24 protein-coding genes, 1 tRNA gene and 1 pseudogene are annotated in these 23293 nt (G+C 62.9%); 18 read left to right on the plus strand and 8 right to left on the minus strand.

The features are described from left to right. Window positions 1-21 precede the first annotated feature (21 nt). From ACTTAI_RS06710 to rhuM, 3 genes and pseudogenes are all read left to right on the plus strand, one after another. A pseudogene (locus ACTTAI_RS06710) lies at window positions 22-306 on the plus strand (pirin family protein); the annotation flags it as partial. 109 nt (window positions 307-415) lie between these two features. Continuing rightward, window positions 416-871 carry a hypothetical protein gene (locus ACTTAI_RS06715; protein WP_444455018.1) on the plus strand — a complete coding sequence of 152 codons (456 nt, stop codon included), beginning with the start codon at window positions 416-418 and terminating at the stop codon, window positions 869-871. A 461-nt stretch (window positions 872-1332) separates the two neighbouring features. Then, window positions 1333-2271 carry a RhuM family protein gene (gene rhuM / locus ACTTAI_RS06720; RefSeq protein WP_444455019.1) on the plus strand — a complete coding sequence of 313 codons (939 nt, stop codon included), beginning with the start codon at window positions 1333-1335 and terminating at the stop codon, window positions 2269-2271. Window positions 2272-2485: 214 nt separating this feature from the next. Here the strand turns inward: rhuM and ACTTAI_RS06725 are convergent, their stop codons facing one another. From ACTTAI_RS06725 to ACTTAI_RS06740, 4 genes are all read right to left on the minus strand, one after another. Then, window positions 2486-3790 carry a type II toxin-antitoxin system HipA family toxin gene (locus ACTTAI_RS06725; protein WP_444455020.1) on the minus strand — a complete coding sequence of 435 codons (1305 nt, stop codon included), beginning with the start codon at window positions 3788-3790 and terminating at the stop codon, window positions 2486-2488. Window position 3791: 1 nt separating this feature from the next. Continuing rightward, window positions 3792-4013 carry a helix-turn-helix domain-containing protein gene (locus ACTTAI_RS06730; RefSeq protein ID WP_444455021.1) on the minus strand — a complete coding sequence of 74 codons (222 nt, stop codon included), beginning with the start codon at window positions 4011-4013 and terminating at the stop codon, window positions 3792-3794. 107 nt (window positions 4014-4120) lie between these two features. Beyond that, window positions 4121-4429 carry a hypothetical protein gene (locus ACTTAI_RS06735; protein WP_444455022.1) on the minus strand — a complete coding sequence of 103 codons (309 nt, stop codon included), beginning with the start codon at window positions 4427-4429 and terminating at the stop codon, window positions 4121-4123. A 275-nt stretch (window positions 4430-4704) separates the two neighbouring features. Next, window positions 4705-5952, minus strand: coding sequence for a hypothetical protein (locus ACTTAI_RS06740; RefSeq protein WP_444455023.1), 1248 nt, complete (start codon window positions 5950-5952; stop codon window positions 4705-4707). Between the two features lie 595 nt (window positions 5953-6547). Here ACTTAI_RS06740 and ACTTAI_RS06745 point away from each other — a divergent pair. Further along, the gene (locus ACTTAI_RS06745) at window positions 6548-7126 is read left to right on the plus strand and encodes a recombinase family protein (RefSeq protein WP_444455024.1); all 579 of its coding nucleotides are present in this window, start codon (window positions 6548-6550) and stop codon (window positions 7124-7126) included. On the opposite strand, the gene ACTTAI_RS06750 is transcribed toward ACTTAI_RS06745, so the two are convergent. Then, window positions 7123-10209 carry a type ISP restriction/modification enzyme gene (locus ACTTAI_RS06750; protein WP_444455025.1) on the minus strand — a complete coding sequence of 1029 codons (3087 nt, stop codon included), beginning with the start codon at window positions 10207-10209 and terminating at the stop codon, window positions 7123-7125. The two genes, ACTTAI_RS06745 and ACTTAI_RS06750, sit on opposite strands and share 4 nt — an antisense overlap. 838 nt (window positions 10210-11047) lie before the next feature. Between ACTTAI_RS06750 and ACTTAI_RS06755 the strand changes: the two genes are divergently transcribed. The 3 genes from ACTTAI_RS06755 (at window position 11048) to ACTTAI_RS06765 (ending at window position 13019) form a co-directional block, all read left to right on the plus strand. Beyond that, window positions 11048-11707 carry a hypothetical protein gene (locus ACTTAI_RS06755; protein ID WP_444455026.1) on the plus strand — a complete coding sequence of 220 codons (660 nt, stop codon included), beginning with the start codon at window positions 11048-11050 and terminating at the stop codon, window positions 11705-11707. Window positions 11708-11730: 23 nt separating this feature from the next. After that, a complete protein-coding gene (locus ACTTAI_RS06760) occupies window positions 11731-12246 on the plus strand; it encodes a ribonuclease H family protein (protein WP_444455027.1) in 516 nt (171 codons plus the stop codon). A 71-nt stretch (window positions 12247-12317) separates the two neighbouring features. Then, window positions 12318-13019 (plus strand): hypothetical protein, encoded by a 702-nt coding sequence (locus ACTTAI_RS06765; RefSeq protein WP_444455028.1) that lies wholly within the window; start codon window positions 12318-12320, stop codon window positions 13017-13019. A gap of 95 nt (window positions 13020-13114) precedes the next feature. On the opposite strand, the gene ACTTAI_RS06770 is transcribed toward ACTTAI_RS06765, so the two are convergent. Beyond that, window positions 13115-14653: a DUF6538 domain-containing protein gene (locus ACTTAI_RS06770; RefSeq protein WP_444455029.1), complete on the minus strand. Its 1539-nt coding sequence runs from the start codon at window positions 14651-14653 to the stop codon at window positions 13115-13117. Between the two features lie 92 nt (window positions 14654-14745). Continuing rightward, a tRNA-Thr gene (locus ACTTAI_RS06775) sits at window positions 14746-14820 on the minus strand. 124 nt (window positions 14821-14944) lie between these two features. Between ACTTAI_RS06775 and ACTTAI_RS06780 the strand changes: the two genes are divergently transcribed. The 7 genes from ACTTAI_RS06780 to ACTTAI_RS06810 all read left to right on the plus strand — a co-directional run bounded on the left by ACTTAI_RS06780 (window position 14945) and on the right by ACTTAI_RS06810 (window position 19765). Then, window positions 14945-15109: a hypothetical protein gene (locus tag ACTTAI_RS06780; protein ID WP_444455030.1), complete on the plus strand. Its 165-nt coding sequence runs from the start codon at window positions 14945-14947 to the stop codon at window positions 15107-15109. A 4-nt stretch (window positions 15110-15113) separates the two neighbouring features. After that, window positions 15114-16382, plus strand: coding sequence for a UDP-N-acetylglucosamine 1-carboxyvinyltransferase (murA, locus tag ACTTAI_RS06785; protein ID WP_444455031.1), 1269 nt, complete (start codon window positions 15114-15116; stop codon window positions 16380-16382). Next, on the plus strand, window positions 16379-16858 hold the full coding sequence (locus ACTTAI_RS06790; RefSeq protein ID WP_444455032.1) for a DUF2948 family protein: 480 nt from the start codon (window positions 16379-16381) through the stop codon (window positions 16856-16858). The genes murA and ACTTAI_RS06790 overlap by 4 nt, the downstream gene beginning before the upstream one ends. A gap of 13 nt (window positions 16859-16871) precedes the next feature. Beyond that, entirely contained in the window at window positions 16872-17348 is a 477-nt protein-coding gene (locus ACTTAI_RS06795) for a GNAT family N-acetyltransferase (RefSeq protein ID WP_444455033.1), read from the plus strand. Between the two features lie 172 nt (window positions 17349-17520). Next, on the plus strand, window positions 17521-18837 hold the full coding sequence (hisD, locus tag ACTTAI_RS06800; RefSeq protein ID WP_444455705.1) for a histidinol dehydrogenase: 1317 nt from the start codon (window positions 17521-17523) through the stop codon (window positions 18835-18837). After that, window positions 18834-19313 carry a UPF0262 family protein gene (locus ACTTAI_RS06805; RefSeq protein ID WP_444455034.1) on the plus strand — a complete coding sequence of 160 codons (480 nt, stop codon included), beginning with the start codon at window positions 18834-18836 and terminating at the stop codon, window positions 19311-19313. Before hisD ends, ACTTAI_RS06805 begins: the two co-directional genes overlap by 4 nt. Continuing rightward, window positions 19313-19765, plus strand: coding sequence for an arsenate-mycothiol transferase ArsC (locus tag ACTTAI_RS06810; RefSeq protein WP_444455035.1), 453 nt, complete (start codon window positions 19313-19315; stop codon window positions 19763-19765). The genes ACTTAI_RS06805 and ACTTAI_RS06810 overlap by 1 nt, the downstream gene beginning before the upstream one ends. Here the strand turns inward: ACTTAI_RS06810 and ACTTAI_RS06815 are convergent. Further along, a complete protein-coding gene (locus ACTTAI_RS06815) occupies window positions 19750-20148 on the minus strand; it encodes a winged helix-turn-helix transcriptional regulator (RefSeq protein WP_444455036.1) in 399 nt (132 codons plus the stop codon). The two genes, ACTTAI_RS06810 and ACTTAI_RS06815, sit on opposite strands and share 16 nt — an antisense overlap. A gap of 87 nt (window positions 20149-20235) precedes the next feature. On the opposite strand from ACTTAI_RS06815, the gene ACTTAI_RS06820 reads away from it, so the two are divergent. From ACTTAI_RS06820 to ACTTAI_RS06835, 4 genes are all read left to right on the plus strand, one after another. Next, window positions 20236-21069, plus strand: a complete 834-nt coding sequence (locus tag ACTTAI_RS06820; protein WP_444455037.1) for an NAD(P)H-binding protein — start codon at window positions 20236-20238, stop codon at window positions 21067-21069. 311 nt (window positions 21070-21380) lie between these two features. Further along, window positions 21381-21788: a ketosteroid isomerase-related protein gene (locus ACTTAI_RS06825; RefSeq protein WP_444455038.1), complete on the plus strand. Its 408-nt coding sequence runs from the start codon at window positions 21381-21383 to the stop codon at window positions 21786-21788. Continuing rightward, the gene (locus tag ACTTAI_RS06830) at window positions 21788-22369 is read left to right on the plus strand and encodes a GNAT family N-acetyltransferase (protein WP_444455039.1); all 582 of its coding nucleotides are present in this window, start codon (window positions 21788-21790) and stop codon (window positions 22367-22369) included. The genes ACTTAI_RS06825 and ACTTAI_RS06830 overlap by 1 nt, the downstream gene beginning before the upstream one ends. Beyond that, window positions 22366-23268, plus strand: a complete 903-nt coding sequence (locus ACTTAI_RS06835) for a carbon-nitrogen hydrolase family protein (protein ID WP_444455040.1) — start codon at window positions 22366-22368, stop codon at window positions 23266-23268. The genes ACTTAI_RS06830 and ACTTAI_RS06835 overlap by 4 nt, the downstream gene beginning before the upstream one ends. The last annotated feature ends 25 nt before the right edge of the window (window positions 23269-23293 follow it).

A 23293-nucleotide genomic window follows, 5' to 3' on the forward strand; every position in this document is an offset into this window, starting at 1 on the left:
TTGGTGCACGCCTGCACAGATCCCGCGCGGCAGATGGTCGGCCCGGCCGAATTCCTGACCGGCGGCGGCATTGACATCCGCCCGCATCCGCATATCGGGCTCGCCACCGTCACCTATCTCTACAAGGGCGCGTTTGAGCACCGCGACAGCACCGGCGCGCATCAGATCGTGCATCCGGGCGCGGTGAACTGGATGATCGCTGGCAATGGCGTGACCTATTCCGAACGCACGAGCCTTGAGATGCGGCAACGCCCCGGATCGCTCTTCGGCATCCAGACCTGGGTCGCGCTGCCCGAAGCCGAGGAGGCACGGTGCGCCCGAGCAGAGCGGCGTTACCAAAACCGAACTGGTGCCTTATCTCGCGCGGATCGAAGCGCGGATCGCCAGAAACCCCACCAATGAGACCTGGCCCCTGATGGAGGAGATCTGGGCCAGCATCGTCGCCGAGGCCGGGGCCACCGCCAGCCGCCGCATCGGCAACCGCTATGAGCGCAGCGCCGCCAACGAGATCGTGTCCATCGCGCAGGACGTTTCACCGGCCACGGTGATCGCGACGGTTCTGGCGATGGTGCTGATGTGGCACGACCGGCCGCTGCGGTTTCGCACCGATGACGCCTTGGGGGTCCAGATCGCCCGGCGCGTTCGGGCCCTGTCGAGCCGCCATGTCGGGCTGCGCTACGATCACCGGACGGGCCAGCAGGTCCGCATCTACCGCGAGATGACGCCCAAGGCGGCGGCCATTCTCGGGCGCAAGCTGATGACCGCTTTCGGGGCCATCGGGTTGCGTCTGGCAGACCTCGACGCGCGCGACAGCAAGGCCGCGACCGAGGCGAAACAGCGGCTCGCCACTGCGATTTCTCAACTCCAGTGAAGGACGAACCTTTGACCAACGAAACGATCGGGGCCACATCGAGGAGTTCACGCAGCGCTCGCACACGCGCTGGCGTCACCTTCGGATCGCGACCACCACTGATCACGCGGATGAACTCGATCCATGCCGTCTCGTTTTCGCTCAGCTGGTCCCACGGTCCCAGCGGTCCCGTCAGCACCATGAAGACATCGCTCATTTGCCGAAGATCCCGCGCAACGTCGTCCGCCCCCGCGCCGTGACGCTAGATCTTCGTTGGTGCTCGATCCTGCCTTTGTCCATGCGCAATTCCGCAAGCCGATCATCCGCTCGACACGACGCCGTGCATGGCGAGGTGTGTTCCGCTATTGTTCATGTACGTCGAATCGAGGTGAACCGTGAGCACAGAGCAGGACGAGCCCATCCATCTGATCGAAGAGGAAAGCACCGGGGATCGGTTCCTTGTTTACAGCACCGACAAGGGCTTGCGGATCGACCTGCGCTTCGAGGGCGACACACTCTGGATGACGCAGGCGCAGATCGCCGCGCTGTTCGGTCGTGATGTCTCTGCCATCTCGCGCCACATCCGCAACATTCTCGACGAGGGTGAGTTGGATGAGACGAGTTCTTTGCAAAAAGTGCAAACAACTCACGGGCGACCGGCGACGATCTACAACCTCGATATGGTCATCTCGGTTGGTTACCGCGTTTCGTCGGCGCAGGCGACGCTCTTCCGCCGCTGGGCGACCGGCATCCTGGTGCAATACGCCCGAAAGGGCTTCGTGATCGACGCGCCTCGACTTAAGGAGCCTGGGAACCTCGACCGTGTGCGCGAGCTTCGCGAGATCATTCGTGACATCCGCGCGAGCGAAGCCAACCTTTACGCCGAGTTGCGGCGGATCTGTTCGATGTGTCAGGACTACGACGGCTCCGACGAAGCGTCGCGGCAGTTCTTCCAACACACGCAGGCCAAGCTGGTCCATGCGGTCGTGTCGATGACCCCCTCCGAGCTGATCCATGACCGCGCGGATCATCGTCTTGAAAACATGGGGTTGCAGGACTGGCCCAAGGACAAGATCCGCAAACAGGACGTGACGACGTCGAAGAACTATCTTGCTGAAGGCGAAATTCGCGAATTGAACCGACTGACCGAGATCCTGCTGGGGATCTTCGAAGATCAGCTCGATCTCGGGCGTCTCGTCACAATGGCGGATGCCCGCCGTCTGCTCGACGATCAGCTCAAAAATCTCGGGCGGTCGGTTCTTCGCGATGGCGGCCGGATTTCGGCGGAGGCCGCGCGAAACAAGGCCTGCGCCGAGTATGAACTCTTCGACGAGAAGCGCCGTCTTCAGCGCAAGGAGGAAGCCGACGCACAGATCGCTGCTTTGAAAGCCGAAGGGAAAAAGCTGCCGCGCACAAGGTGAGGGGAGTGCATATTGCGCATCGTCGGTGCTTGTCGCCCGAACCTGTTCATCGCGATGGGCCTGCAGGTGGCGCATGCGTCTCAGACTCACGCAGCGAGTCGCTGGCCGTGCCCGTGGCGTCGTCAGCTAGGGGTGCTGCTGAATGCGCATGATGCGCGCCAGTGACTCGCTCCGTGGCTCTGGTGGCGTGCTGCATGAAAGACCACCCGACGCGTCACGGTCGATTGATGATCAACCCATCGCGCTCGGGGATCTCGATTTCCACCTCCAGCGCCTGTGCGAGCCAACCGGCCTGTTCCGCGATCGCATCGCCGAGCGGTTTCAGACCCGGTCCCCGCATCGGCGCGATCTCTGCAACCGCGGTCTGCACGATCTCAATCAGGCGCTTGCGCAGCGCGGGCGTGAAACGCGGAAAGCCAACTGCGCGGATGAAGTCCTCAAGGTCCGCTCCGGTGATCTCGTCGGCCATCTGCGCGCATCCGATATCTAACGCCAGCTGATGCGTCACTTCACGGTCGATCAGCACCGGCGCGACGTCATAGACCGGAGCCAGAACGGGACGCGCTCCGGTGTAAAGCAGCGCATGGTTCTTCGCGTGGTTGTCGGTGTTGCCGAGAAGCAGGTTCACCAGCGTCACCTCGAGAAACGCTTGACGAGCACGACCGGGGTTGGCGGTCTGCGCGAGCAGCTCTCCCACCGAGCGCGCCTCGAAACGGCGGCTGTCACCGCTGTTGCGCTGGTATTTCAGATGCGGACCAAGACCAAGCGCCTGGGCGAAATCCTCCTGATGGATGCGATGCACGACCCCGCCGTCACACATCCGATCGAAGCGGCTGACCAGCAGTCCTTGCAGATCGCCCTCTCCCAGCATCGCGGTTTCAGCGACTGGATGACGCTGCATCCTGTGCATGAGGCTCATCAGCACATGTTCCTGTCGCACCAGCGCCATTTCCGACGGTCGGGGCACCTTCAGGATATGCGTTGTCGGCACGTTCAGCCCGCGTTTGGGCAGCGCAAAGCGACCATCCGGCAGCTGTGTCAGTGCGACCTTGCCTTGAACCCCCGCAAGCGGAGACGGATCGCGGGTATCGTCGGGCAGACGACGGCGGTCACGCAGCGAGACCATGATCGCGGTCAGTTCCCCCGCATCGAGCGCGTCATAGTCGGTCGCAAGATCGCCGGGCGTCTTCGCCGGACCTGCCCCCATCGGAACGCAAGAGATCGCGCCAGGACAATCTGCACCCAGATGTTCGAGCTGTCCTGCGACGTCGGACCAGTCGAGCCGGTAGCGTTGCAGGATCTGCTCGCGCTGTGCATTCTCGAAGAGCAGGTTCGAGAAGAAGGCGCGTGTCACCGCGTCTCCAAAGGGCTCTTCGCGGAGTGGCAACGACAGCGACAGCGGATGGGGCAGCGCGTCGGTGAGATAGGCGAAAGCAAGCGCGCCATCGTCGAACCGGGTCAGACGGCCGATCGGCTGCGCGCGGGCTTCAAGGAAGACGTCGAGGTCGAGCCGGGGCATCTCAGGCGCTCAAGGTGATCTGCAAGCCGAGATCGCGGCAGATCTGCAGGACAAGACCGATGCGGGCGGTTTCCTTGCCGTTCTCGATCGCGCTGAACGTCGCCGCCGAGACCCCGCTTTGCATCGCGGCCTCGGCCTGATGCAAGCCAAGCGCCTGCCTGCGCGCCCGGATCGCCTGTCCGAGCTCGGCAACGGTGGAGATGGTGGTGAGGGTGTCGGTCATCGCGCCATCGACGATCGTTGAAATGAGTATTGAGGATGCACCACCTTGGGGCTTGCGTCAACGATCGTTGAAATCGCGATTTGAGGCGGGCGGCCTGGCGGGCCGTTTCAATGATCGTTGATATGACGTTCCAAGCAGGCCGGGGCAGTCACCGATGCAAAGGTGCGGGTCGTCGGGCTCAGGCGAGAGGGCTCGGGAAGGTTGACAGCATGGTTGACAACGTAACATTTTGGTTGACAGGCGACATCAAAAACGTCGCTTTTGTCGACTTTCCAACCGTATTTGTCAACCTTGTCAACCTCGAAAACCCAATAAAATAAGGCTTCGACGCTCCCAAGGTTGACGAAAATCTCGGAAAACTTTTTTTCCGACCAAAGCGCGGACTTCAGGACGGGGCATCCTGCAACGAAATCCACCAGGATCAGCGCTTCGGCACCATCGCTGCCCAGCGTTGCACCGTCGATTGGTGCGCGAGGACCCAGACGCGAAGGGTGCGCGTGCGGTCACCACGTCGGCCCCGCAAGTGAAAGCCGGTGCTTCGATCGACGCGACCAGATGTCGGATCTGTTCTTGTTTTCGTGCTCTTGCCCGTGTCCGTCTCTGAACCTAAGGTCGCCCAGACAGATCAATACGGTGAATTTCATGACCCTCTCGCTCGACGCGCTTCTTGAGAGCTACCGCGCCGCCGCCATCACCGAGCGAGAGAAGGGCACCTATTACGAGCGGCTGTGCGCGGCCTATCTCCTCCATGACCCGGTTCAGGCGGAGCTTTACGAGCAGGTCTGGACCTGGGCGGACTGGGCGAAGCTTGAGGGGAAGGACGGCAAGGATAGCCGCGTTCGCGGGTGAGCTGCTTTTTGGCGACCTTCTGATTGACCTTTTCAATCTCGTTTGTCGGCAGCTTGAAGTTTGCCTCTGCCCAGGTGAGCACGGCACGGACTGCGGCGAGATACTTCGCCGAGACAGTCTTCGCGGACTTGCCTTCTGCAAGAAGTGCGTCGCGCCAATTGAGCAGATCGATTCGTTTTATCTTCCGCGCATCGTCATGACCGAGAAAGTCTTGGAGCGATCGGATCGGCGGCGTCCAGTTCGCACCGCCGTCAAGGTGCGTGCCCGTCGCCTGACTGACTTTGATGTAATCGCAAAAAAGTCCCCAAAGCGAAACGGGCTCGCCCTCGTCGATCGGCTTTGACGGCGGGCGCACGATCGGGTCCTGCGGTGTTCCGCCGAACATGCCGGCATCCAGCTCGCAGGTTCGCTCGAGCGCTTCGATCTCCGCACGCATGAGCTTTTGCGCCAGATCGCGCCATTCCTGAGACTCGCGGGCGACGGCAATATGGTGTCGATCAATGAACTCCTGCACTGTCGCATTCACCAATCGCGTGTTGCCGGTGGCTATCTCGGCGCGCAGAGCCTTGAGTTTGCTCTTGCGCAAGCGTTCGTCGAAATGGCGCATGGAGGCCTTCAACTCGTAGTCCGAGTAGACGTTGAAAAAGCCCGAGATGCTCTTTCTCGGATCGGCGTCTCCAGCTTCGATGCGCTTGTTCGCCTTTTCGAGCTCGTCCGCGATCTCCTGCTCGGTCGGCATTGCAGCCCGTTTCGCCGCGTCTTGTGCAAGCGTGTTGGTGTAATGCGCCCAGACGGCCTGTTCGACATCTTCCGGGGTCAGGGCGCGACGCGGCGTCACGGCGGCGACGGGAGCCGGTTCGACAGCTACACCGGAGGAGGCGGCTTCAAGCATGCGCCGCGCCGCCTTGAGCTTGTCCTTCAGTCGGGCGACAGCCGCGGCGTGATTTTCATCCGCGATACGCAGGTCGCCGCCCAGCGGCTCGGTCAGCTGCGTCTTGTTGTCGAAGAACGGTTTTAGCTCGAGCGGGATCGAGATGCGCGCCCAGTAACGCCCGTCCTTCTCTTTCCAATGCCGTCGTTTCGCCGCCATCGATACCCCCGTTCTGGCACCTGTTCTGGCACCAAAAATGGCACCAGCGCCTTGAATTCAAGGGTTTTCTTTAAGATCAAGGGGATGGGATGGTGCTGCAAGAGAGGATTGAATTCGGGAATTTTCCTTGTGACTATTTGATTTATAACGATAATTTTTGGTGCGCGTCAAGCGCGGTGTAGAACCCCGGTGGGGGCGCGACCGGGGCGCCGTGACTGGAGGGCTCGCTCGGGTGATGCGGGTCTCGACCGAATATTTTGGCGCAAAAATTCGAGGCAACACCTCGACCGAAGTGCCCGCGCGTGATCCCCCCCCGGGGGGTGCCCCATGCCCCGCCCGGTGGCCTTTCCTCGTCCGCCCAGTGCGCCACTTGCTGGCCCGTCCGGTGCCCTATCGTGCTGTCCAACTGCCGCGCTCGCTCGTCCTGTGGACGGTTGAGCCTGACACCGGCGCTGCGTCTCTTCGTCTCGCAGGGCTTGGTCTAGTGAGACGTCTCGGCCCCGCCCGCATTGCGTCTCACAGAAGTTGTCGTTGACATTTGGGACAGCGTGGCTGAGAACGTCTAAGACATTGTGAGACGATTTGGGGAGGCCTCATGCTGATCGGATATGCCCGCACCTCGACCCTCGACCAGAAAGCCGGGCTCGACGCCCAGCGGCGCGATCTGGATGCCGTCGGTTGCAAGAGGATCTTTGTTGAGCAGGTTTCCTCGGTTGACGTCGTCAGCCGCGCGCAGCTGGCCGAGGCGCTGGCCTTCGCGCGGGAGGGGGATACGCTCGTCGTCACCAAGCTTGACCGTCTGGCGCGCTCTGTGGCGCATCTGGTGGGCATTCTGGGGCAGCTGGAGGCGAAGGGCGTGGCGCTGCGCATCCTGTCCATGGGCATCGACACCGCGACGCCCACCGGCAAGCTGATGCTGACGATCCTCGGCGGCGTGGCCGAGTTCGAGCGCGAGATCATGCTGGAGCGCCAGCGCGAGGGGATCGCCAAAGCGAAGGCCGAGGGAAAATACAAGGGCCGTGCCCCGACCGCCCGCGCCAAGGCCGACGAGGTGTTGCGGCTGCATGGCGACGGCATCGGCGGCACCGAGATTGCCAAGCGGCTCGGCATCGGCCGGGCCAGCGTCTACCGCATCTTGGAGGAGGCGAAGGGCGTTGCACCCAGCCCGGCTTAATCTGTCGTCTTCGCCCGCGTGGCAGATTTCATTGCCTCGACGATCTGCATGGTCTCGACCGAAACGCGGGTCACTCGGGCCAGCAGATCGGCCACCTTCTCCTTGTGATCGGCAAAGCGATAGGTGTTGAACTTCTCGCGGATCGTCTTGTCCTTGGGCGTCTTTTCCTTGTGCTGATCAAGCACCCAGTCGAGCGCAGACCGGTTGCCAAGACGATACTCCCACGCCTCGGGCGGAATGCCAGAGAGCCGGGTTTCGCTGTCGAGCGTGATCGTGCCCGCCGCCGGATCGGATTTCAGCACCACCTTGGGCGAGACCCCGGCGGCGATGGCCTTCTGATCGGGGGTGTCTGTGCGGGTGATCGGCCACGGATCGACGGCCTCATAGCCGATGTGCAGCGCCATGAGCTGCTGGCCCCAGTCGGCCCATTGCCGGAAATCGGGATAGAACGGGATGCTCGGCAGCTCGCGCTTGAGGTTTTGGGCATAGGTCTCGCGGTAGACCGGATCATGAAGGACGCCATAGACGTAATGGAAGATGTCGTCCTTGGTGATCTTGGCGGCCTTGCCATAATTGGACACAAACTTGTTGAAAGCCCAAGTGGTCACATTGTCGACTAGATCCCCGTTTTTACTGAATCGTTGTAGGGGGACGCACATCGCGCCCGCACCTGAACCGACCAAATGAAGATCGGGTAAGATATCACTCGAAAGTGCCATAAATGGCTTTTGGCCTGTCGGGTCTGTAAATGCAATGTAGCGGCTTTTATGCGGTCCAATGAAGGGGAATATGGACGTTTGCCGGTAAGTTCTATGGGTTATGACCGGAGCATAATAGCATTCTCGAATGGTGAACGGGCGGTAGAGTGCTTTTCTGAAATAAGATAACCCTTCGGGAATTATAGATCCCTTTCTTAAGTGTTCCTCCAGTTCGCTTGTCCATTTTATGCTTCGATCCACCCAATTTGAAATATCTGGGCGATCATCGTTGATCCAGCGAACTCGCTCAGCATGAAACTTCTCCGTGAAATAGGAAATTTTATTCTCAAGAAATTTCAGATTTTCATCATAAACCCATTCGTCACGATTTGTTGCGATGCCAAGTGAGGACAATTGAAAGACCGTCCTCGGCGTCCCTCCAACCCGTTGCTTCTTGTCAGCTATGGGAATCAGCGAACTCCAGCTGTTCTCGCTGTGATTTATCCACTCGGCGTTCGAGTTTGGCTCTACTTGAGTGAACGAAACTTGACTCAATGGCCGATGGGCCAAGAAGGCCAGTTTCTCCTCAGCGGTTTCGCCGGAAAGACAAGATCGATAATATATCCTTGCCTTCTCAGGCTTCTGTCGCCGCTTCTTCACCCAAAAACTGATCGCTACACCAGTCCCAATTCCAAATACGTTCCCACCTGCCGCGCTACCAGTTTGTTTCCAGTCTCCCCCGAGATCTACGATATAGACTTCTGAGAACTCCTCGCCGACAAAGCGACGGAAACCGTCGAAGGTGCGGTGATCGATGAAGCTGCGATTGGTGATGAAAGCGATAATGCCATCATCATGCACCCGGTCGAAGGACCAGCGAAAGAAACGGGAATACATGTCGTAGACCTTGGTCTTCTGCGCGGTCGAAAGCTTGACGAAGCTGCGCTTGATCAAGTCGTCGATGCGGGGATAGGCCCGGTTCTTGTTGTTGTCGTTCTCGTTTTGCTGGTTCGCGTTGTAGGGCGGGTTGCCGATGATGACCGAGATCTTGCGCTTGTTCTGCCGCCGCACCCGTTCGACGTTTTCATCCGAGAGCGCCGCAAAAAGGTCGTGCTGGTGGCCCGACTTGATGCCCAACCCCGCCACGTTGTCGAGCGTGTCGACAAAGCAGAGGTTTTGGAACTCGGCATATTGGCCCGAGACGGCGGCATAGGTCGCCTCGATGTTCAGGTTGGCGACGTAATAGGGCAGGATCGCCACCTCGTTCGCGTGCAGCTCTTCCTTGTATTTCTGGTGCAGCTTTTGCGGCTGGCCGCGAAAATAGTCGATCAGTTCGCAGATGAAGGTGCCGGTGCCCGTGGCCGGATCAAGGATCTCGACGCCGTGGTCGATCAGCGTCTTGCCGAAGTGCTTCTGGCAGAGCCAGTCGGTTCCTTCGATCATGAAGCGCACGATCTCGTTCGGGGTGTAGACCACGCCCAGTCGGTCGGCGGCTTTCGGGTTGTAAACCTTGTAGAACCCTTCGTAGATCGCCTTGAGGAAGGTCTGTTTTTCGGCATGGCTGGTGATCTGCGCGGCGTTGGCGCGGATGGCAGCGTAATAAGGCTGCATCGCCTTGAGCGTTTCCCATTTCACCGCACCGGTGAAGAATGCCTCTTCCAGCTTGAACAGCTCCTTGGCGATGTTGTTCTCGCGGTGGAACTGACCGCCGTCGAAGACCTGGGTGAAGATTTCCTCGGTCAGGATGTGCTGGATCAGCATTTCCCGAACGTCGGCCTCGGTCAGCGTCGGGTTGATGGTTTCCTGCGCGTGGGCCAGGAATTTCACGGCGGCGGCCTTGAAGCCGGAGTTGGTCTTGTAGGCGGTGTCGATGCGCTCGCGCAGGGCGTCGAGGATCGCGGGCAGGTCGGTCTGGAACTGCGTGACGGCGCGTCGGAACTCGGCAATCTCGGGGCGCTCATAGCCGAAGAAGAGCGTCAGCAGCCGCTCCAGTTCCTTCGTGTCGGTCATGGCGCAGCGCATGACCTCGGCCCGGTTCTGGAAAAGGACGGCGGTCTCCGAATTCTCGAAGATGATATTGTCCTGCGGATAGCCCTTGAGGAATTTCTTGGCGATCTCGGTGTCGAGGTCGTCGGCGGTGTCCTTGGCTTCCCAGTAGCCCAGCGGAACGCGCAGATCGTGCAGGATCGTGCCGTCCGGGCGGATCGTGGTTTTTTGGTTGGTGTTGAAGTTCTGCTCGGCAAGGAAGACGAGGTTCTGCTGACGCGCCCACGCCTTGAGCATGTCCTTGAACGCCTCGCGGATCACCTGCTCGGTCTTGGTGCCGGAAACCTGTTTCAGCTTATGGATTTCAGCAAGATAGGCGTTGATCAGCAATAGAGACATGAGAACCACCGAGTTTGTGGCGCAACCTTCGGTGCAATCGGCGGCCTCGTCAACCGGGCGAGAATGCGCAGGGCGACGCGGGCACAAATTTGGTCACAGGCGCGCCGCGGCGACGTGCCTGACCCCATGTAACAAAGGGCGGAACGGCCTTTTCACAGCAGATTTTTCCTCTGCTGCGCGTCTAGTGCATTGATTTTATTTATCAATGACACTTGAAGGTCGCGCGGCGCATCCCCATTTTGGTTTTTGTGCAGCATTGTGCGCGACTAACCCCCACGGCTCCTTCCTTTTGGAACAGGCCGACCGCAACGACCGAACCGCAACCCGCCCTGCCCATCGCGCAGCGGCTCTTCCCGCAGACAGCCTGATTTCCGGGCGATGCTGCGGCCCTCGGCACTGCTTCAAACTCCCCATCGCCCGCCGGGTTTCCCGCGTCGGGCACCGCTCTTTCCGCCTTCATGGCGGCCGAGGTCGGCCCGGATGGCTCGCACGTCTGACCCACGTCACGGGGCCACCGCAAGATAGACGGAGGTGGATGCCTCTGGCCCGATGGTCGCAATCCAATGCGTGAAGGGCAAGCCGCGCCAGCGGTTTCAGCGAGGTCCGGGGCTGAGGCCGCCCCGCTGATGATGCCCCGGCAGGGGCGAAACCGACCTGCGCCGCCGTGTGCGAATCGAAAACCACACACCATAGGACGCACCGCACGAAAATCGGTGCCCTGACCCCGACGCAATCGCATCACCAACCGTCCCTGTCTCTCTGGGGGCGGCTACAAATCCAAGGAGATCCACCTGAACCACGACACCACCTCTCGACCCGGCAGCCGCAAGGTCACACCATGACCGCGCGCATCTGCACCGTTCCGAACTGCGGCAGCCCCGCCGCATCCGACTTCTCCCCCCATTGCCGCCGCCACAAGAGCACGCTTCGGCGGCACGGTGCGCCCGATCAGAGCGGCGTTACCAAAACCGAACTGGCGCCTTATCTCGCGCGCGTTGAAGCGCGGATCGCCAGAAACCCCACCAACGAAACCTGGCACCTGATGGAGGAGATCTGGGCCAGCATCGTCGCCGAGGCCGGGGCCACAGCCAGCCGCCGCATCGGCAACCGCTATGAGCGCAGCGCCGCCAACGAGATCGTGTCCATCGCGCAGGACGTTTCACCGGCCACGGTGATCGCGACGGTTCTGGCGATGGTGCTGATGTGGCACGACCGGCCACTGCGGTTTCGCACCGATGACGCCTTGCGGGTCCAGATCGCCCGGCGCGTTCGGGCCTTGTCGAGCCGCCATGTCGGGCTGCGCTACGATCACCGGACGGGCCAGCAGGTCCGCATCTACCGCGAGATGACGCCCAAGGCGGCGGCCATTCTCGGGCGCAAGCTGATGACCGCTTTCGGGGCCATCGGGCTGCGTCTGGCAGACCTCGACGCGCGCGACAGCAAGGCCGCGACCGAGGCGAAACAGCGGCTCGCCACCGCGATTTCTCAACTCCAGTGAAGGACGAACCTTTGACCAAAGCAATGACTGCGGCCCTGCCGCCCGTGCCCACCTGCATCGTGATCTACACCGACGGCTCTTGCCAGCCGAACCCCGGACCGGGAGGCTATGCGGCCATCCTTTGCCACTACAGCGACGGCAACCGTGAGCAGCGGCGAAGAGTTACCGGCGGCGCGACGGCGACCACGAACATTCGCATGGAAATGAGCGCGGTGATCGCTGCTCTTGAAGCGATTGACCGTGACGACCCGCATCCGATCTTCATCTTCACGGACAACGAGATGATCGTGAAGGGCATGACCGAATGGATGCCCGGTTGGATCGCCAAGGGCTGGCGCAACGGCAAAGGCAAGCGCGTTGAGAATGTCGATCTTTGGCAGGAAATCGTTCGGTTGGGCTGCGGTCTGAATGTCACCTTCCGGTGGGTGCGCGGCCATTCCGGCGATCCGATGAACGACGAGGTCGATCAGCTTGCCGCGAAGGAGCGCGACAACTGGGTGCGCCAGCACTGCCGCGAACTGTTTGGCGACGCGGCCTGAGGACACGGCCTGAGCCACACGACAAAGGCCGGGGAGCGCTGTGTTCCCCCGCCATCCCCATCTTCAAGCACATGATCGAGACGCAAAGCTGCTCGACCCCCAGCCCCGAAGCGAAAGCTTCCGTGCTGCCCGCACAACCGTCGGAAACTGTGCCGACCGCTTCCATCTGCCCGCGCTGCGGCGCGTCATTCAAACCGAGGAGTAACAAGACCTACTGCACCAGCACATGCGCGAAAGCGGCCACCCGCAATCGCACCCGAGGGCCGCGCGTCGATGCCAGCGACGATCGCTATCGCAACTACCGCAGCTTCGGCCGCCTTCACTGGCTCAACGAGACCTATTACACGACGCCGCCCGGTGCCCGTCTGGGGCTCCTGAAAGGTTGGCTGGACGCGGCGCGGGCGGGCAACGCCCATCTCGCCCACGTTCTGACCAATCCGATGTTCTTCGCCCCGGCGGACGAGAAGAAAAAGAGCGTCAGTTTTCGTGGAAAGCGCGCCTATCCGCCGGTCCCGTTCCTTGCGGACATGTATTGCCGAAAGCTCCTCGGGTGCCGGGTTTGGCAGTGGACGAACGGAAGTGCGCCGGAGCCGGAGACCGGAGAGCTGGAGACCACGCAGCGAAGAAAACGTCCCTCCGGCATACGAAGTGAGACCACCAATCGAGGCAAGATGAAGGAGACGAGAACGATCTATGTGAGCCAAAACCCGGAAGCGTTCCTTGACTGGCTCAGGGCGCAGCGCGATCCCGAAGAGATGAAGACCGCAGCGTAAACCTCCCTCCGGCATACGAAGTGAAGTTCACGCAACGGGTCCAATAGCTGCGATCTGCATGAAGACCACGGGGGAAGGGCAAGCCCTCCTCCGACCTACCGCCTTTTCTGAGTGACCTCATAGTTCGGCAACTTCTGCACCTCGCGCCACAAAGCCTTCACCGTGGTCTCGCCGTAATCGCTTGCGGCGCGGCCGTCCTCGTGGCCGGTGATCGCGTCAGAATATTCCGGGGCGATGCCGACCTCGCGGGCGATGGTTTTGAAGCGGTGCCGCCAAGCATGGTTGGGCTGCACGTTCGGATCGGTGATGCCGACGACCTCGCGAACCCACTGGCCGACCTTCGCACCGGCGCTCTGGGCGCGCTCGACCGGATCGGCCGGTTTGCCCCGAACGGGCGCAGATGAGTAGAACACCGGCCCCGGCGGCAGGGACCGGATCATTCGCGCCAGCCCCATATCGAGAAGCTGCGGATGAATCGGCACCAGACGATAAGCCCCGGTCTTCACCGATCCGGCCTCGGGCGTGATCCGCAAGCACAGGATGCCATGGTCCTCAACCAGATCGTCGGTGCGCATCTGCATGACCTCGGTGATCCGTGCGCCGCTGAACGCGCAAATCCACGGCCCCCAGCGGATCGCCCGCTTGTTCTCGGTCGTGCGTCGCCCCAACTCGGCAGGATCGACCAAAGCCGCTTTCAGGATCGCCTTCGCCTCTTCGTCAGTAAACCCCTTCTGGCGCACCCGCTGCGGCTTGGTGAACCGAACGCGGTTCTCCTTGGCCGGGTTTTCCTTGAGCTTGCGTTTCTCGACCGCGACGCCGAAGACGACCTTGACCACGGTCAGATATTTCTGGCTCACCGTGCGCGCCGCCAGACCTTTTTCGTGGCGCAGGTGGTCGCACCAGTCGGCGATGTTCTCGGGCGTGACTTTTCTGGCCTCGTCGTGGCCGAGGAAGGCGATCAGCGAGTCGATCTTTTGCCGGAAATCGCCGACGGTCCGGGCCGACTTGCCATTCGCCAGATGGTCGCGCTCCCAAAGCTTGAAGAGCGCGGTGATGCTCAGTTTCTCCGACGCGGCGGCAGCGGGAATCGTGGATGACGCCAAGGGCGGGAAGCGATTGGCGCGCGGGTCCGGGCTGTAATCCCCCTCGGCGCGCTTCAACTGCTGCTCGGCCAGTTGACGGATCGCGCGTTCGGTCTCCTGTATGAGCCGCTGGCGGCTGGCGTCGTCGGTGACAATGCCGCGCTCCAGAAGGAGCGTGTCAACGGTCGGGCCATACCAGCGTTCCATCGCCTCGGGCGAGGCGGCGGCACGGTCCAGAAGCTTGAGCGTTTCGACCCAGACGCCCGGCTCGCCCGGCTCAAGTTCCAGCGCCGCCATGTGGTCGCGATAAAGCACCCCCGAGAGCGCGACGATCTGCTGATGCGGCAGCGGCTCCGGGCGCTTGCGCAGCCGGTCCCAGATCAGGGCCTGTTTGCGCACCGCGTCGATGTTGCGAGCCTTGGCCTCGGTCGGGTCTTTTGTGCCGAGCGACCAGCTGACCTCCTTGCGGCCGAAGACCGCCACCAGATCGGCGGGCGTTTTCTGACGAAAATAGTAGATGCCGGATTTCGGATTCTTCTGCGGACGGGCCATCTGCAAGACCATGGTGTAGAACCTCGGTGTAGAACCGAAGTCAATCTAAGCCCTTGATAGCAGCCAACTTCTTGGGATTTAAGAAGAAAAAATGGTGCTGCAAGAGAGGATTGAACTCTCGACCTCTCCCTTACCAAGGGAGTGCTCTACCACTGAGCTACTGCAGCATCCGGCGCTTTCACGCTGGTCGCTTCCGACCGTGGCGCGGATGTAGACGAACCGCGCGGGGTGCGCAAGCGCAAATATTCACCCTCTCTCGACACATTTCATCGGCGTCGCTAAAGAGTGCCCATGACCGATGACACCCCCAACCGGAAAACAACCCCCGAAGCCACGCGCGAAGAGCGTTTGGCCGCCGCCCTGCGCGCCAATCTGACGCGGCGCAAGGCACAGGCGCGGGCGCGTTCCGCCGAGGGGGATACCAACGATACGGCCGCAAACGGCCCGGAGGAGTGAGCGAGTGGACAGCATCCTTGTGCGCGGCAACGGGCCGCTGAGCGGGCAGATCCCGATTGCGGGCGCCAAGAACGCCTGTCTGGCGCTGATGCCCGCGACGCTTCTGTCCGAAGAGCCGCTGACGCTGACCAATGCGCCGCGGCTCTCCGACATCCGCACGATGACGCAGCTTCTGGCCAGCCTCGGCGCCGAAGTCACCGCGTTGCAGGAGGGCAAGGTGCTGGCCACCTCGTGCCACGGCGAGATCAATCCGGTCGCCGATTATGACATCGTGCGGAAGATGCGGGCCTCGAACCTCGTGCTCGGTCCGCTGCTGGCGCGGCTTGGTCATGCGGTCGTGTCGCTGCCGGGTGGTTGTGCGATCGGCGCGCGGCCGATGGACATTCACATCGATGCGCTGGCGGCCCTTGGCGCTGAAATCGAGCTGAAGGAAGGCTATCTGCACGCCAATGCGCGCGGTGGCCTGAAGGGCGCGGTGCATGAGATGCGCTTTGCCAGCGTAGGCGCGACGGAAAACTTCCTGATGGCGGCGGTGCTGGCCAAGGGGACTTCGGTGCTGAAAAACGCCGCGCGCGAGCCGGAAATCGTCGATCTGGCGCGTTGCCTGCGCGCGATGGGCGCGCAGATCGAGGGCGAGGGCACGTCAGAAATCACCATTCAGGGTGTCGACCGGCTGCATGGCGCGACTCACCCGGTCGTCACCGACCGAATCGAACTGGGCACCTACATGCTCGCCCCGGCGATCTGCGGGGGCGAGGTCGAATGCCTTGGCGGTCGAATCGAACTGGTCGAAAGCTTCTGCGAGAAACTGGATGCGGCCGGGATCTCGGTCGAGGAAACCGCGCGCGGGCTGAAGGTGAAACGCAAGAACGGCCGTATTCGCGCCGTCGATGTGGTGACCGAACCTTTCCCCGGCTTCCCGACCGATCTGCAGGCGCAGATGATGGCGCTTCTGTGCACCGCCGAGGGGACATCGATTCTCGAAGAACGCATTTTCGAGAATCGCTTCATGCATGCGCCCGAATTGGCCCGCATGGGAGCAAGGATTGAGGTGCATGGCGGTGTTGCAAAAGTGCACGGCGTTGACCGTCTGAAAGGCGCCCGGGTGATGGCAACTGATTTGCGGGCCTCAGTTTCCTTGATTCTGGCGGGTCTGGCTGCTGAAGGCGAGACAGTGGTCAGTCGAGTTTACCACCTTGATCGCGGCTACGAACGGGTAGAAGAAAAGCTACGCGCTGTCGGGGCGCAAATCGAACGGGTGAAGGGCGAATGAGCCGGGATGCACGGTTTGACGACGGGGCCGAAGGGCCGCTGAGCCTGCGCGCCGAAAGCGCCGAGGATCTTGGTGTGCTCGCGGCTCTGGTTCAGGATGCCGTGCTGCCGGTGACCGAGATCCGTTTCGAGGCGAAGGCCCGGCGGCTCTCGATGTTGATCAACCGCTTCCGCTGGGAGGACAAGGCGCAGGCCGAGGCCGAAGGCCGTCCTTACGAGCGGGTGCAGTCGCTTCTGGTGCTCTCCGACGTGACCCAGGTCGCCTCGCAGGGGTTCGACCGGAAGGAGGCGGATCTGGTGCTGTCGCTGCTCGACATCAGCTTCGAGCCGGGGGCCGAGGGGGCAGGGCGCGTGGTGATCACCCTTGCGGGTGATGGGGCGATTGCCGCGGGGGTCGAATGCCTGTCCGTCGATCTGCGGGATGTGACGCGGCCCTATCGGGCCGTTTCGGGGCAGGCACCGAACCACCCAGAATAGAAGGCCCGAGATCATGATCCGTCCTGCCCGATCCGAGGAAATCAAAGTCCTGTCGGAGGTGATCGGCGCGTCCATCACCACTCTTTGCCGGGCCGATCATCATGACGACCCGGACCGGATCAAGCCTTGGGTCGCCTCGAACAGCCCGATGACGCTCAATTCGATCCTGCATGATCCGTCGCAGCGGCTTTTCGTGGCCGAACCCGAGGCGGGAATCGTCGCGGTGGGCGGTATCGACTGGCGCCATCAGCCCGACGGACAGGGGCGGATCCGGCTGCTCTTTGCCGCGCCCGAGGCGCAGGGCAAGGGCTGCGGCCGCGCCCTTCTGGCGGCGCTCGAAGAGGAGTTGCGTGCGATCGGCCGCGTCGAGGCACGGCTGACGGCCACCAACACCGCGCTGGCCTTTTATCGCAGCCAAGGCTGGCAGATGGATGACCGCGGCGGCGGTGGCTGGCTGCTGGGGCATCCGCTGCGCAAGCGCCTGATCTGATCCGGGGCGCTTATCGTCCAAGGCAGAGGCGTATTTGTTCCAAGAAAAAACCACATGCTTTTTCTTGGCGCAAATACGCTCTTGCGCGGCGGATGTCGCAGGGCGGAGCCGCGCGCGAAGCTTGCCCCGCGTCCCGCTTCGCTCTATCCCCTTGGTCAAGAAGGAGCCCATGATGCCGCATTTCCTGACCACCGACGCCGATGATTTCGAGACCCGCTTCACCGCCCTTCTGGGGATGAAGCGTGAGGACAGCCCCGATGTCGATGCGACGGTGGCGGCAATCATCGCAGAGGTGCGCGACCGCGGCGATGCGGCGGTGATCGACTACACGTCGAAATTCGACCGGCTCGATCTGACGCCCGAGACGCTGGCGTTTTCGAAAGCCGAGATCGCGGCGGAGGTGGCCCGCGTGCCCGCGGCCGAGCGTGCGGCGCTTGAACTCGCGGCCGAGCGGATCCGCACCTATCACGCCCGGCAGATGCCGGTGATGGAAGAACGCTGGACCGAAGCCTCGGGGGCGGAGCTGGGCTGGCGCTGGTCGCCCGTTTCGGCCGCCGGGCTTTATGTGCCGGGGGGGCTCGCCTCCTATCCGTCGTCCGTGCTGATGAATGCGATCCCGGCCAAGGTGGCGGGGGTGGAGCGGCTGGTGGTCGTCTGCCCGACGCCCGGTGGCGCGGTCAATCCGCTGGTGCTCTTGGCGGCCGAGATCGCCGGGGTGGACACGGTTTACCGGATCGGCGGCGCGCAGGCGGTGGCGGCGCTGGCTTACGGCACGGCGACGATCGCGCCGGTCGACAAGATCACCGGGCCGGGCAATGCCTTTGTCGCGGCAGCGAAGCGGCGCGTCTTTGGCCGGGTCGGCATCGACATGATCGCGGGGCCCTCGGAAATTCTGGTGATTGCCGACGAGACGGCGAATCCAGATTGGGTGGCGCTTGATCTGCTGAGCCAAGCCGAGCATGACCAATCGGCGCAAGCGCTGATCCTGACGCCCGATGCGGGTTTTGCGAAAGCCGTGACCGCGGCAGTGGAAAAGCGGCTCGAGACGCTGGAACGGCGCGAGATTGCGGGCGCAAGCTGGCGCGATTTCGGCGCGGTGATCGTGACCCGCGATCTGGCCGAGGCGGCGATGCTGTCGAACCGCGTCGCCCCCGAACACCTTGAGCTTTGCGTCGCCGACCCCGAGGCGCTGTCTGCCCAGATCACCCATGCCGGGGCGATCTTCCTGGGCCAATGGACGCCCGAGGCGATCGGCGATTACGTTGGCGGGCCGAACCACGTTCTGCCCACGGCGCGCTCGGCGCGGTTTTCCTCGGGCCTTTCCGTGATGGATTTCCTCAAGCGCACGACGCTGGCGAAAATGACGCCCGAAGCCCTGCGTGCCATCGGTCCCGCGGCCGAGACGCTGGCGATCTCGGAAAGCCTTCAGGCGCATGGGCTTTCCGTCCGTGCGCGTCTCGATGCCCTGAATGAAAAGGGGACAGAATGAGCCGCATCACACGTCTGGAGATCGACGATTCGGGCCTGCCCGCGCCGACGCCCGAAATCGAGCAGGAACGCCGCGTCGCGGTCTTTGACCTTCTCGAAGACAACAGCTGGGTGATCCCCGGCCGTGATGGCGCCCCCGCGCCCGAGGGGCCCTTTGCGCTGACGCTTGCGGTCCGCGACGGGCGGCTCGTCTTCGACACCTGTCTCGAATGCGGGGACAAGGTGGCCGAGTTCCACCTGAGTTTCGGGCCGTTCCGGCAGGTGGTGAAGGATTACTTCCAGATCTGCGAAAGTTATTTCGAGGCGGTGAAGAAACTGCCGCCGAGCCAGATCGAGGCCGTCGACATGGCTCGGCGCGGCATCCACAACGAGGGCGCACGCGTGCTGCAGGAGCGCCTCTCCGGCAAGGCCGAGATCGACATCGACACCGCTCGCCGTCTGTTCACCCTTGTCTGCGTCCTGACCCCGGTGAGCTGATGGGCACGCTTCCCCACGCGGTGCTGTTTTGCTGCGACCACAACGCCACGCGCTCGCCGATGGCCGAGGGGATGATGAAGAAATTCTACGGTCGCGACGTCTATGTGCAGTCGGTGGGGGTCAAGGCCGATCTCGACACCGATGGCTTCGCGATTGCCGTCTGTGCGGAAATCGGTGTGAACCTGGAACGGCATCAGGCCAGAAGCTTCCATGAGCTCAAGGAAATGGGTGACGATCTGGGCGCGTTTGATCTGGTCATCGCGCTCTCCCCGGCGTCTTACCATCAGGCGCTCGATCTGACGCGCTTTTATCACATCGAGGTCGCGCACTGGGCGATCATGGACCCGACCGGGCTGGGCGAGGGGCGCGAGGCGCGGCTGCATTACTACCGCCAGACCCGTGACCAGATCCGCGATCACATGCTGGAACGCTTCGGTCAGCCCAAGGCCTGAGCCTGTTCGGGAGCCGCCCGATGCGCCAGCAGCTCCGGCAGATGCGTCTCGATCCAGTCGGCCAGCGCAAAGACCCGCGTGGCGATTTCCCAGCCCGCAGGCGTCAGGCAGTAATCGACGCGCGGCGGCACCTCGTGGTGATCGTGCCGTGCCACCAGACCATCCGCCTCCAGCACCTGCAGCGTCTGCGCCAGCATCCGTTCCGAAATCCCGTCTATGCGGCGGCGCAACTGCGCAAATCGCAGTGTCTCGCGCCCCAGCGCGACCATGACCAGCCCGCCCCAGCGCGAGGTGACATGTTGCAGGATCTGCCGCGAGGGGCAGTCGCGGGCCAGAACATCGCCACGGGGCAGCTCTGCAAGGACGGCGGGAGGGCTGTGCATCTTTTTGGGATACTTACAGAAATGTTGGTACTTACGTTTTGATAGCACTTGTGGCCAGATCGGGCAAGTCAACGAATGGAGCTTGTCATGACCATCGCCGTTTCTGCCGCCACCGGCCAACTCGGAACGCTTGTCCTTGCCGCACTGAAAGCCCGCGGTGCGACCCCGATCGCCCTTGCCCGCACGCCCTCGAAAGTGACGGGATATGAAGCGCGGGCCTTCGACTACGTTGCTCCGGATGCGGCTGCGCTGGCGGGGGTCGAGGTGCTTGTGCTGATCTCCTCAGGTGATTTCAATGACCGTGCCGGGCAGCATGCGAAAGCGATCGCGGCGGCGAAAGCGGCCGGGGTGGGGCGGATCCTCTATACCTCGGTGCTCAAGGGCGACGCTTCGCCGATGACGCTGCTCGCGGCCGATCACATCGCGACGGAAGCCGCGCTGAAGGCCTCGGGCGTGGCTTACACGATCCTGCGCAACGGTTGGTATACGGAAAACCTGACCGGCAATCTGGGCGCGGCGTTGGAGCATGGGGCGATGATCGGCGCGGCGGGCGAGGGCAAATATTCTGGCGCCGCGCGGGCCGATTACGCCGAAGCCGCTGCGGTGGTGGCGTTGGAGGCGGGTCATGACGGGCAGGTCTACGAGCTGGCGGGCGACGATGCCTTCACCATGGCCGAGCTTGCGGCCGAGGTCGCCGCGCAATCGGGCAAGCCGGTCGCTTATGTGAACATGACGCAGGCGGATTATGCCAAGGCGCTGGAAGGCTTTGGCCTGCCTGCCGCTTTTGTTGCGACGCTGGCCGAAGCCGATGCTGTGGTGGGCACCGCGGGGGCGCTTTACGACGACAGCCATACGCTGTCGCGGCTGATCGGGCGCCCGACGACGCCGATGGCGGAAACCGTGCGCGCGGCGCTGGTGTGAGCGGCCTTGGCCAAGGCCATCGCCTTGGCCATGCGCCACCGCAGTCTCGTGACCCCCGAGGGCCCAGCGGCCCTCGGGCAGCGCCCGCCCCGCCCATGGCGGGCGCTTCTCGCCCGCCGGGCCGGGCGCTGCCCTCTGTCTTGCGGGTTGAAACGGTCGTGCCGCAACCGGGCGCTGCGGGCGGGGAAACGCGGGTCGCGTTTCCTGTTCCGCCCGAACCCCATGCCGCTTTTGCCTCTTCCCCTGCCGGTTCCAAGGTTTGACCATTGCCCCGGCCCATGCCACAGATGGGGCAACAGATGGAGGACCCGATGCCCCGCGCCGCCGCCCTTGCCGTGATTTCCGCCTATTACGAAGCCTTCAACCGGGGCGACACCTCGGCGATGGAGGCGCTGCTGACCGAGGATTTCGAGCATCACGTCAACGAGGGCCAGATCCGCCGCGGTGTCGAAAAATTTCGCGATTTCAACGCCCACATGACCCGCTGCTACCGCGAGAAACTGACCGACATCGTGGTGATGGCGAATGATGCGGGCAGCCGCGCGGCGGCGGAATTTGTCGTTCATGGCAGCTACATCGCCACCGACGACGGCCTGCCCGAGGCGCGCGGCCAGACCTATATCCTGCCTGCGGGCACCTTCTTCACGCTGCGCGGCACTCAGATCCAACGCGTCACCACTTATTACAACCTCGCCGACTGGATCCGTCAGGTCAGCTGATGCAGACCCGGGTTCTGACTGGCCCCGCGCTGGATGCTGCGCTCGACGATGTGGCGGCGCTGCGCATCGCCGTCTTCCGCGACTGGCCCTATCTTTACGAGGGCTCGCTCGACTACGAACGCCGCTATCTCGACAGTTACCGCACCTCTCCGGGCGCGGTTGTCGTGGGCGCCTTCGACGGGCCGCGGCTGGTGGGCGCCGCCACCGGCGCGCCGCTCGAAGATCATGCCGAGGATTTCGCCGCCCCTTTTGCGGCGACGGGCCTCGCACTCAATACCGTCTTTTACTGCGCCGAGTCGGTGCTGTTGCCCGAGTATCGGGGGCGCGGCCTTGGCCATGCCTTCTTCGACGCCCGCGAAGCCCATGCGCGGGCGCTTGGCCGCAGCCATTCGGCCTTTTGCGCGGTGATCCGCCCGGCCGATCATCCCCTGAAGCCAGATACTTACCGCCCGCTGGATGCGTTTTGGCGCAAGCGCGGCTATGCGCCCCTGCCGGGCGTGATCGCGCATTTTCGCTGGACGGATATCGGCCAGACGGGCGAGACTGAGAAACCACTGCAATTCTGGGGGAGACCGCTGTGAGACATGTCACCATCGCCGCCGCGGCCTATCCGCTCGACTGGGCCGAGGACTGGGCCGCCTATGAGGCGAAGACCCGCGCCTGGGTGCAGATGGCGGCCTTGAAGAAAGCCGATCTGCTGGTTTTTCCCGAATATGCGGCGATGGAGCTGGCGGCGCTTGGCGGGGCCGAGGTTGCCGCCGATCTGACCCTGGCGGTCGAGGAAGTGCTGCGCCATCGCGCCGCGATGGAACGCCATTTCGAAGGCCTTGCGATCGAATTCGGGCTTTACATCCTTGCCCCCTCGGGCCCGGCGCAGGATGGCTATGAGCTGCGCAACCGTGCCGTGCTGTTCGGGCCTTCGGGGCGGATCGGCCATCAGGACAAGGCGATCATGACCCGCTTCGAACGCGAGGATTGGAACATCGGCCCGGGCCGGGGTCTCACGCTGTTCGACACCGGCATCGGCAAGATCGGTGTGGTGATCTGCTATGACAGCGAGTTTCCCCTTTTGTCGCGGGCGCTCTGCGAAGCGGGGGCGGAAGTCCTTCTGGCACCCAGCTGCACCGATGCGGCGGCGGGCTACAACCGGGTGCGGATCGGCTCGCAGGCGCGGGCCTTGGAAAACCAGTGCGTGACGGTGCAGGCGCCCGTTGTGGGGCTGGCCCCCTGGTGCCCCGCAGTCGATGAAAACCACGGCGCCGCAGGGATCTACGGCCCGCCGGACGCGGGCTGGCCCGACGATGGGGTCATTGCCAAAGGGACCTATGACGAGCCCGGCTGGGTGGTCGCGACGGTCGATCTCGACCGGGTCACGCACAGCCGCCGCGACGGCTCCGTGCTGCTTTTTCAGCACTGGTCCGAGCAACCCTTGCAAGCGGTGCAGATCCGCACTGTGGCCGAATCCCCCCGCAAATCTTGACATTGCCCTTGAATTCTGCCTTTAG

This window comes from Rhodobacter capsulatus (assembly GCF_052363175.1).
GTDB lineage: Bacteria > Pseudomonadota > Alphaproteobacteria > Rhodobacterales > Rhodobacteraceae > Rhodobacter > Rhodobacter capsulatus_D.

Bases quoted from the DNA above. Each gene is read 5' to 3' on its own strand.
- ACTTAI_RS06770 (WP_444455029.1), bottom strand. From the start codon at position 14,653: ATGGCCCGTCCGCAGAAGAATCCGAAATCCGGCATCTACTATTTTCGT.
- ACTTAI_RS06830 (WP_444455039.1), top strand. From the start codon at position 21,788: ATGCAGACCCGGGTTCTGACTGGCCCCGCGCTGGATGCTGCGCTCGAC.
- ACTTAI_RS06820 (WP_444455037.1), top strand. From the start codon at position 20,236: ATGACCATCGCCGTTTCTGCCGCCACCGGCCAACTCGGAACGCTTGTC.
- ACTTAI_RS06740 (WP_444455023.1), bottom strand. From the start codon at position 5,952: ATGGCGGCGAAACGACGGCATTGGAAAGAGAAGGACGGGCGTTACTGG.
- ACTTAI_RS06815 (WP_444455036.1), bottom strand. From the start codon at position 20,148: ATGCACAGCCCTCCCGCCGTCCTTGCAGAGCTGCCCCGTGGCGATGTT.
- ACTTAI_RS06715 (WP_444455018.1), top strand. From the start codon at position 416: ATGGAGGAGATCTGGGCCAGCATCGTCGCCGAGGCCGGGGCCACCGCC.
- ACTTAI_RS06765 (WP_444455028.1), top strand. From the start codon at position 12,318: ATGATCGAGACGCAAAGCTGCTCGACCCCCAGCCCCGAAGCGAAAGCT.
- ACTTAI_RS06750 (WP_444455025.1), bottom strand. From the start codon at position 10,209: ATGTCTCTATTGCTGATCAACGCCTATCTTGCTGAAATCCATAAGCTG.
- ACTTAI_RS06755 (WP_444455026.1), top strand. From the start codon at position 11,048: ATGACCGCGCGCATCTGCACCGTTCCGAACTGCGGCAGCCCCGCCGCA.
- ACTTAI_RS06795 (WP_444455033.1), top strand. From the start codon at position 16,872: ATGATCCGTCCTGCCCGATCCGAGGAAATCAAAGTCCTGTCGGAGGTG.
- ACTTAI_RS06790 (WP_444455032.1), top strand. From the start codon at position 16,379: ATGAGCCGGGATGCACGGTTTGACGACGGGGCCGAAGGGCCGCTGAGC.
- hisD (WP_444455705.1), top strand. From the start codon at position 17,521: ATGCCGCATTTCCTGACCACCGACGCCGATGATTTCGAGACCCGCTTC.
- ACTTAI_RS06730 (WP_444455021.1), bottom strand. From the start codon at position 4,013: ATGACCGACACCCTCACCACCATCTCCACCGTTGCCGAGCTCGGACAG.
- ACTTAI_RS06825 (WP_444455038.1), top strand. From the start codon at position 21,381: ATGCCCCGCGCCGCCGCCCTTGCCGTGATTTCCGCCTATTACGAAGCC.
- ACTTAI_RS06805 (WP_444455034.1), top strand. From the start codon at position 18,834: ATGAGCCGCATCACACGTCTGGAGATCGACGATTCGGGCCTGCCCGCG.
- ACTTAI_RS06780 (WP_444455030.1), top strand. From the start codon at position 14,945: ATGACCGATGACACCCCCAACCGGAAAACAACCCCCGAAGCCACGCGC.
- ACTTAI_RS06745 (WP_444455024.1), top strand. From the start codon at position 6,548: ATGCTGATCGGATATGCCCGCACCTCGACCCTCGACCAGAAAGCCGGG.
- ACTTAI_RS06760 (WP_444455027.1), top strand. From the start codon at position 11,731: ATGACTGCGGCCCTGCCGCCCGTGCCCACCTGCATCGTGATCTACACC.
- ACTTAI_RS06725 (WP_444455020.1), bottom strand. From the start codon at position 3,790: ATGCCCCGGCTCGACCTCGACGTCTTCCTTGAAGCCCGCGCGCAGCCG.
- ACTTAI_RS06810 (WP_444455035.1), top strand. From the start codon at position 19,313: ATGGGCACGCTTCCCCACGCGGTGCTGTTTTGCTGCGACCACAACGCC.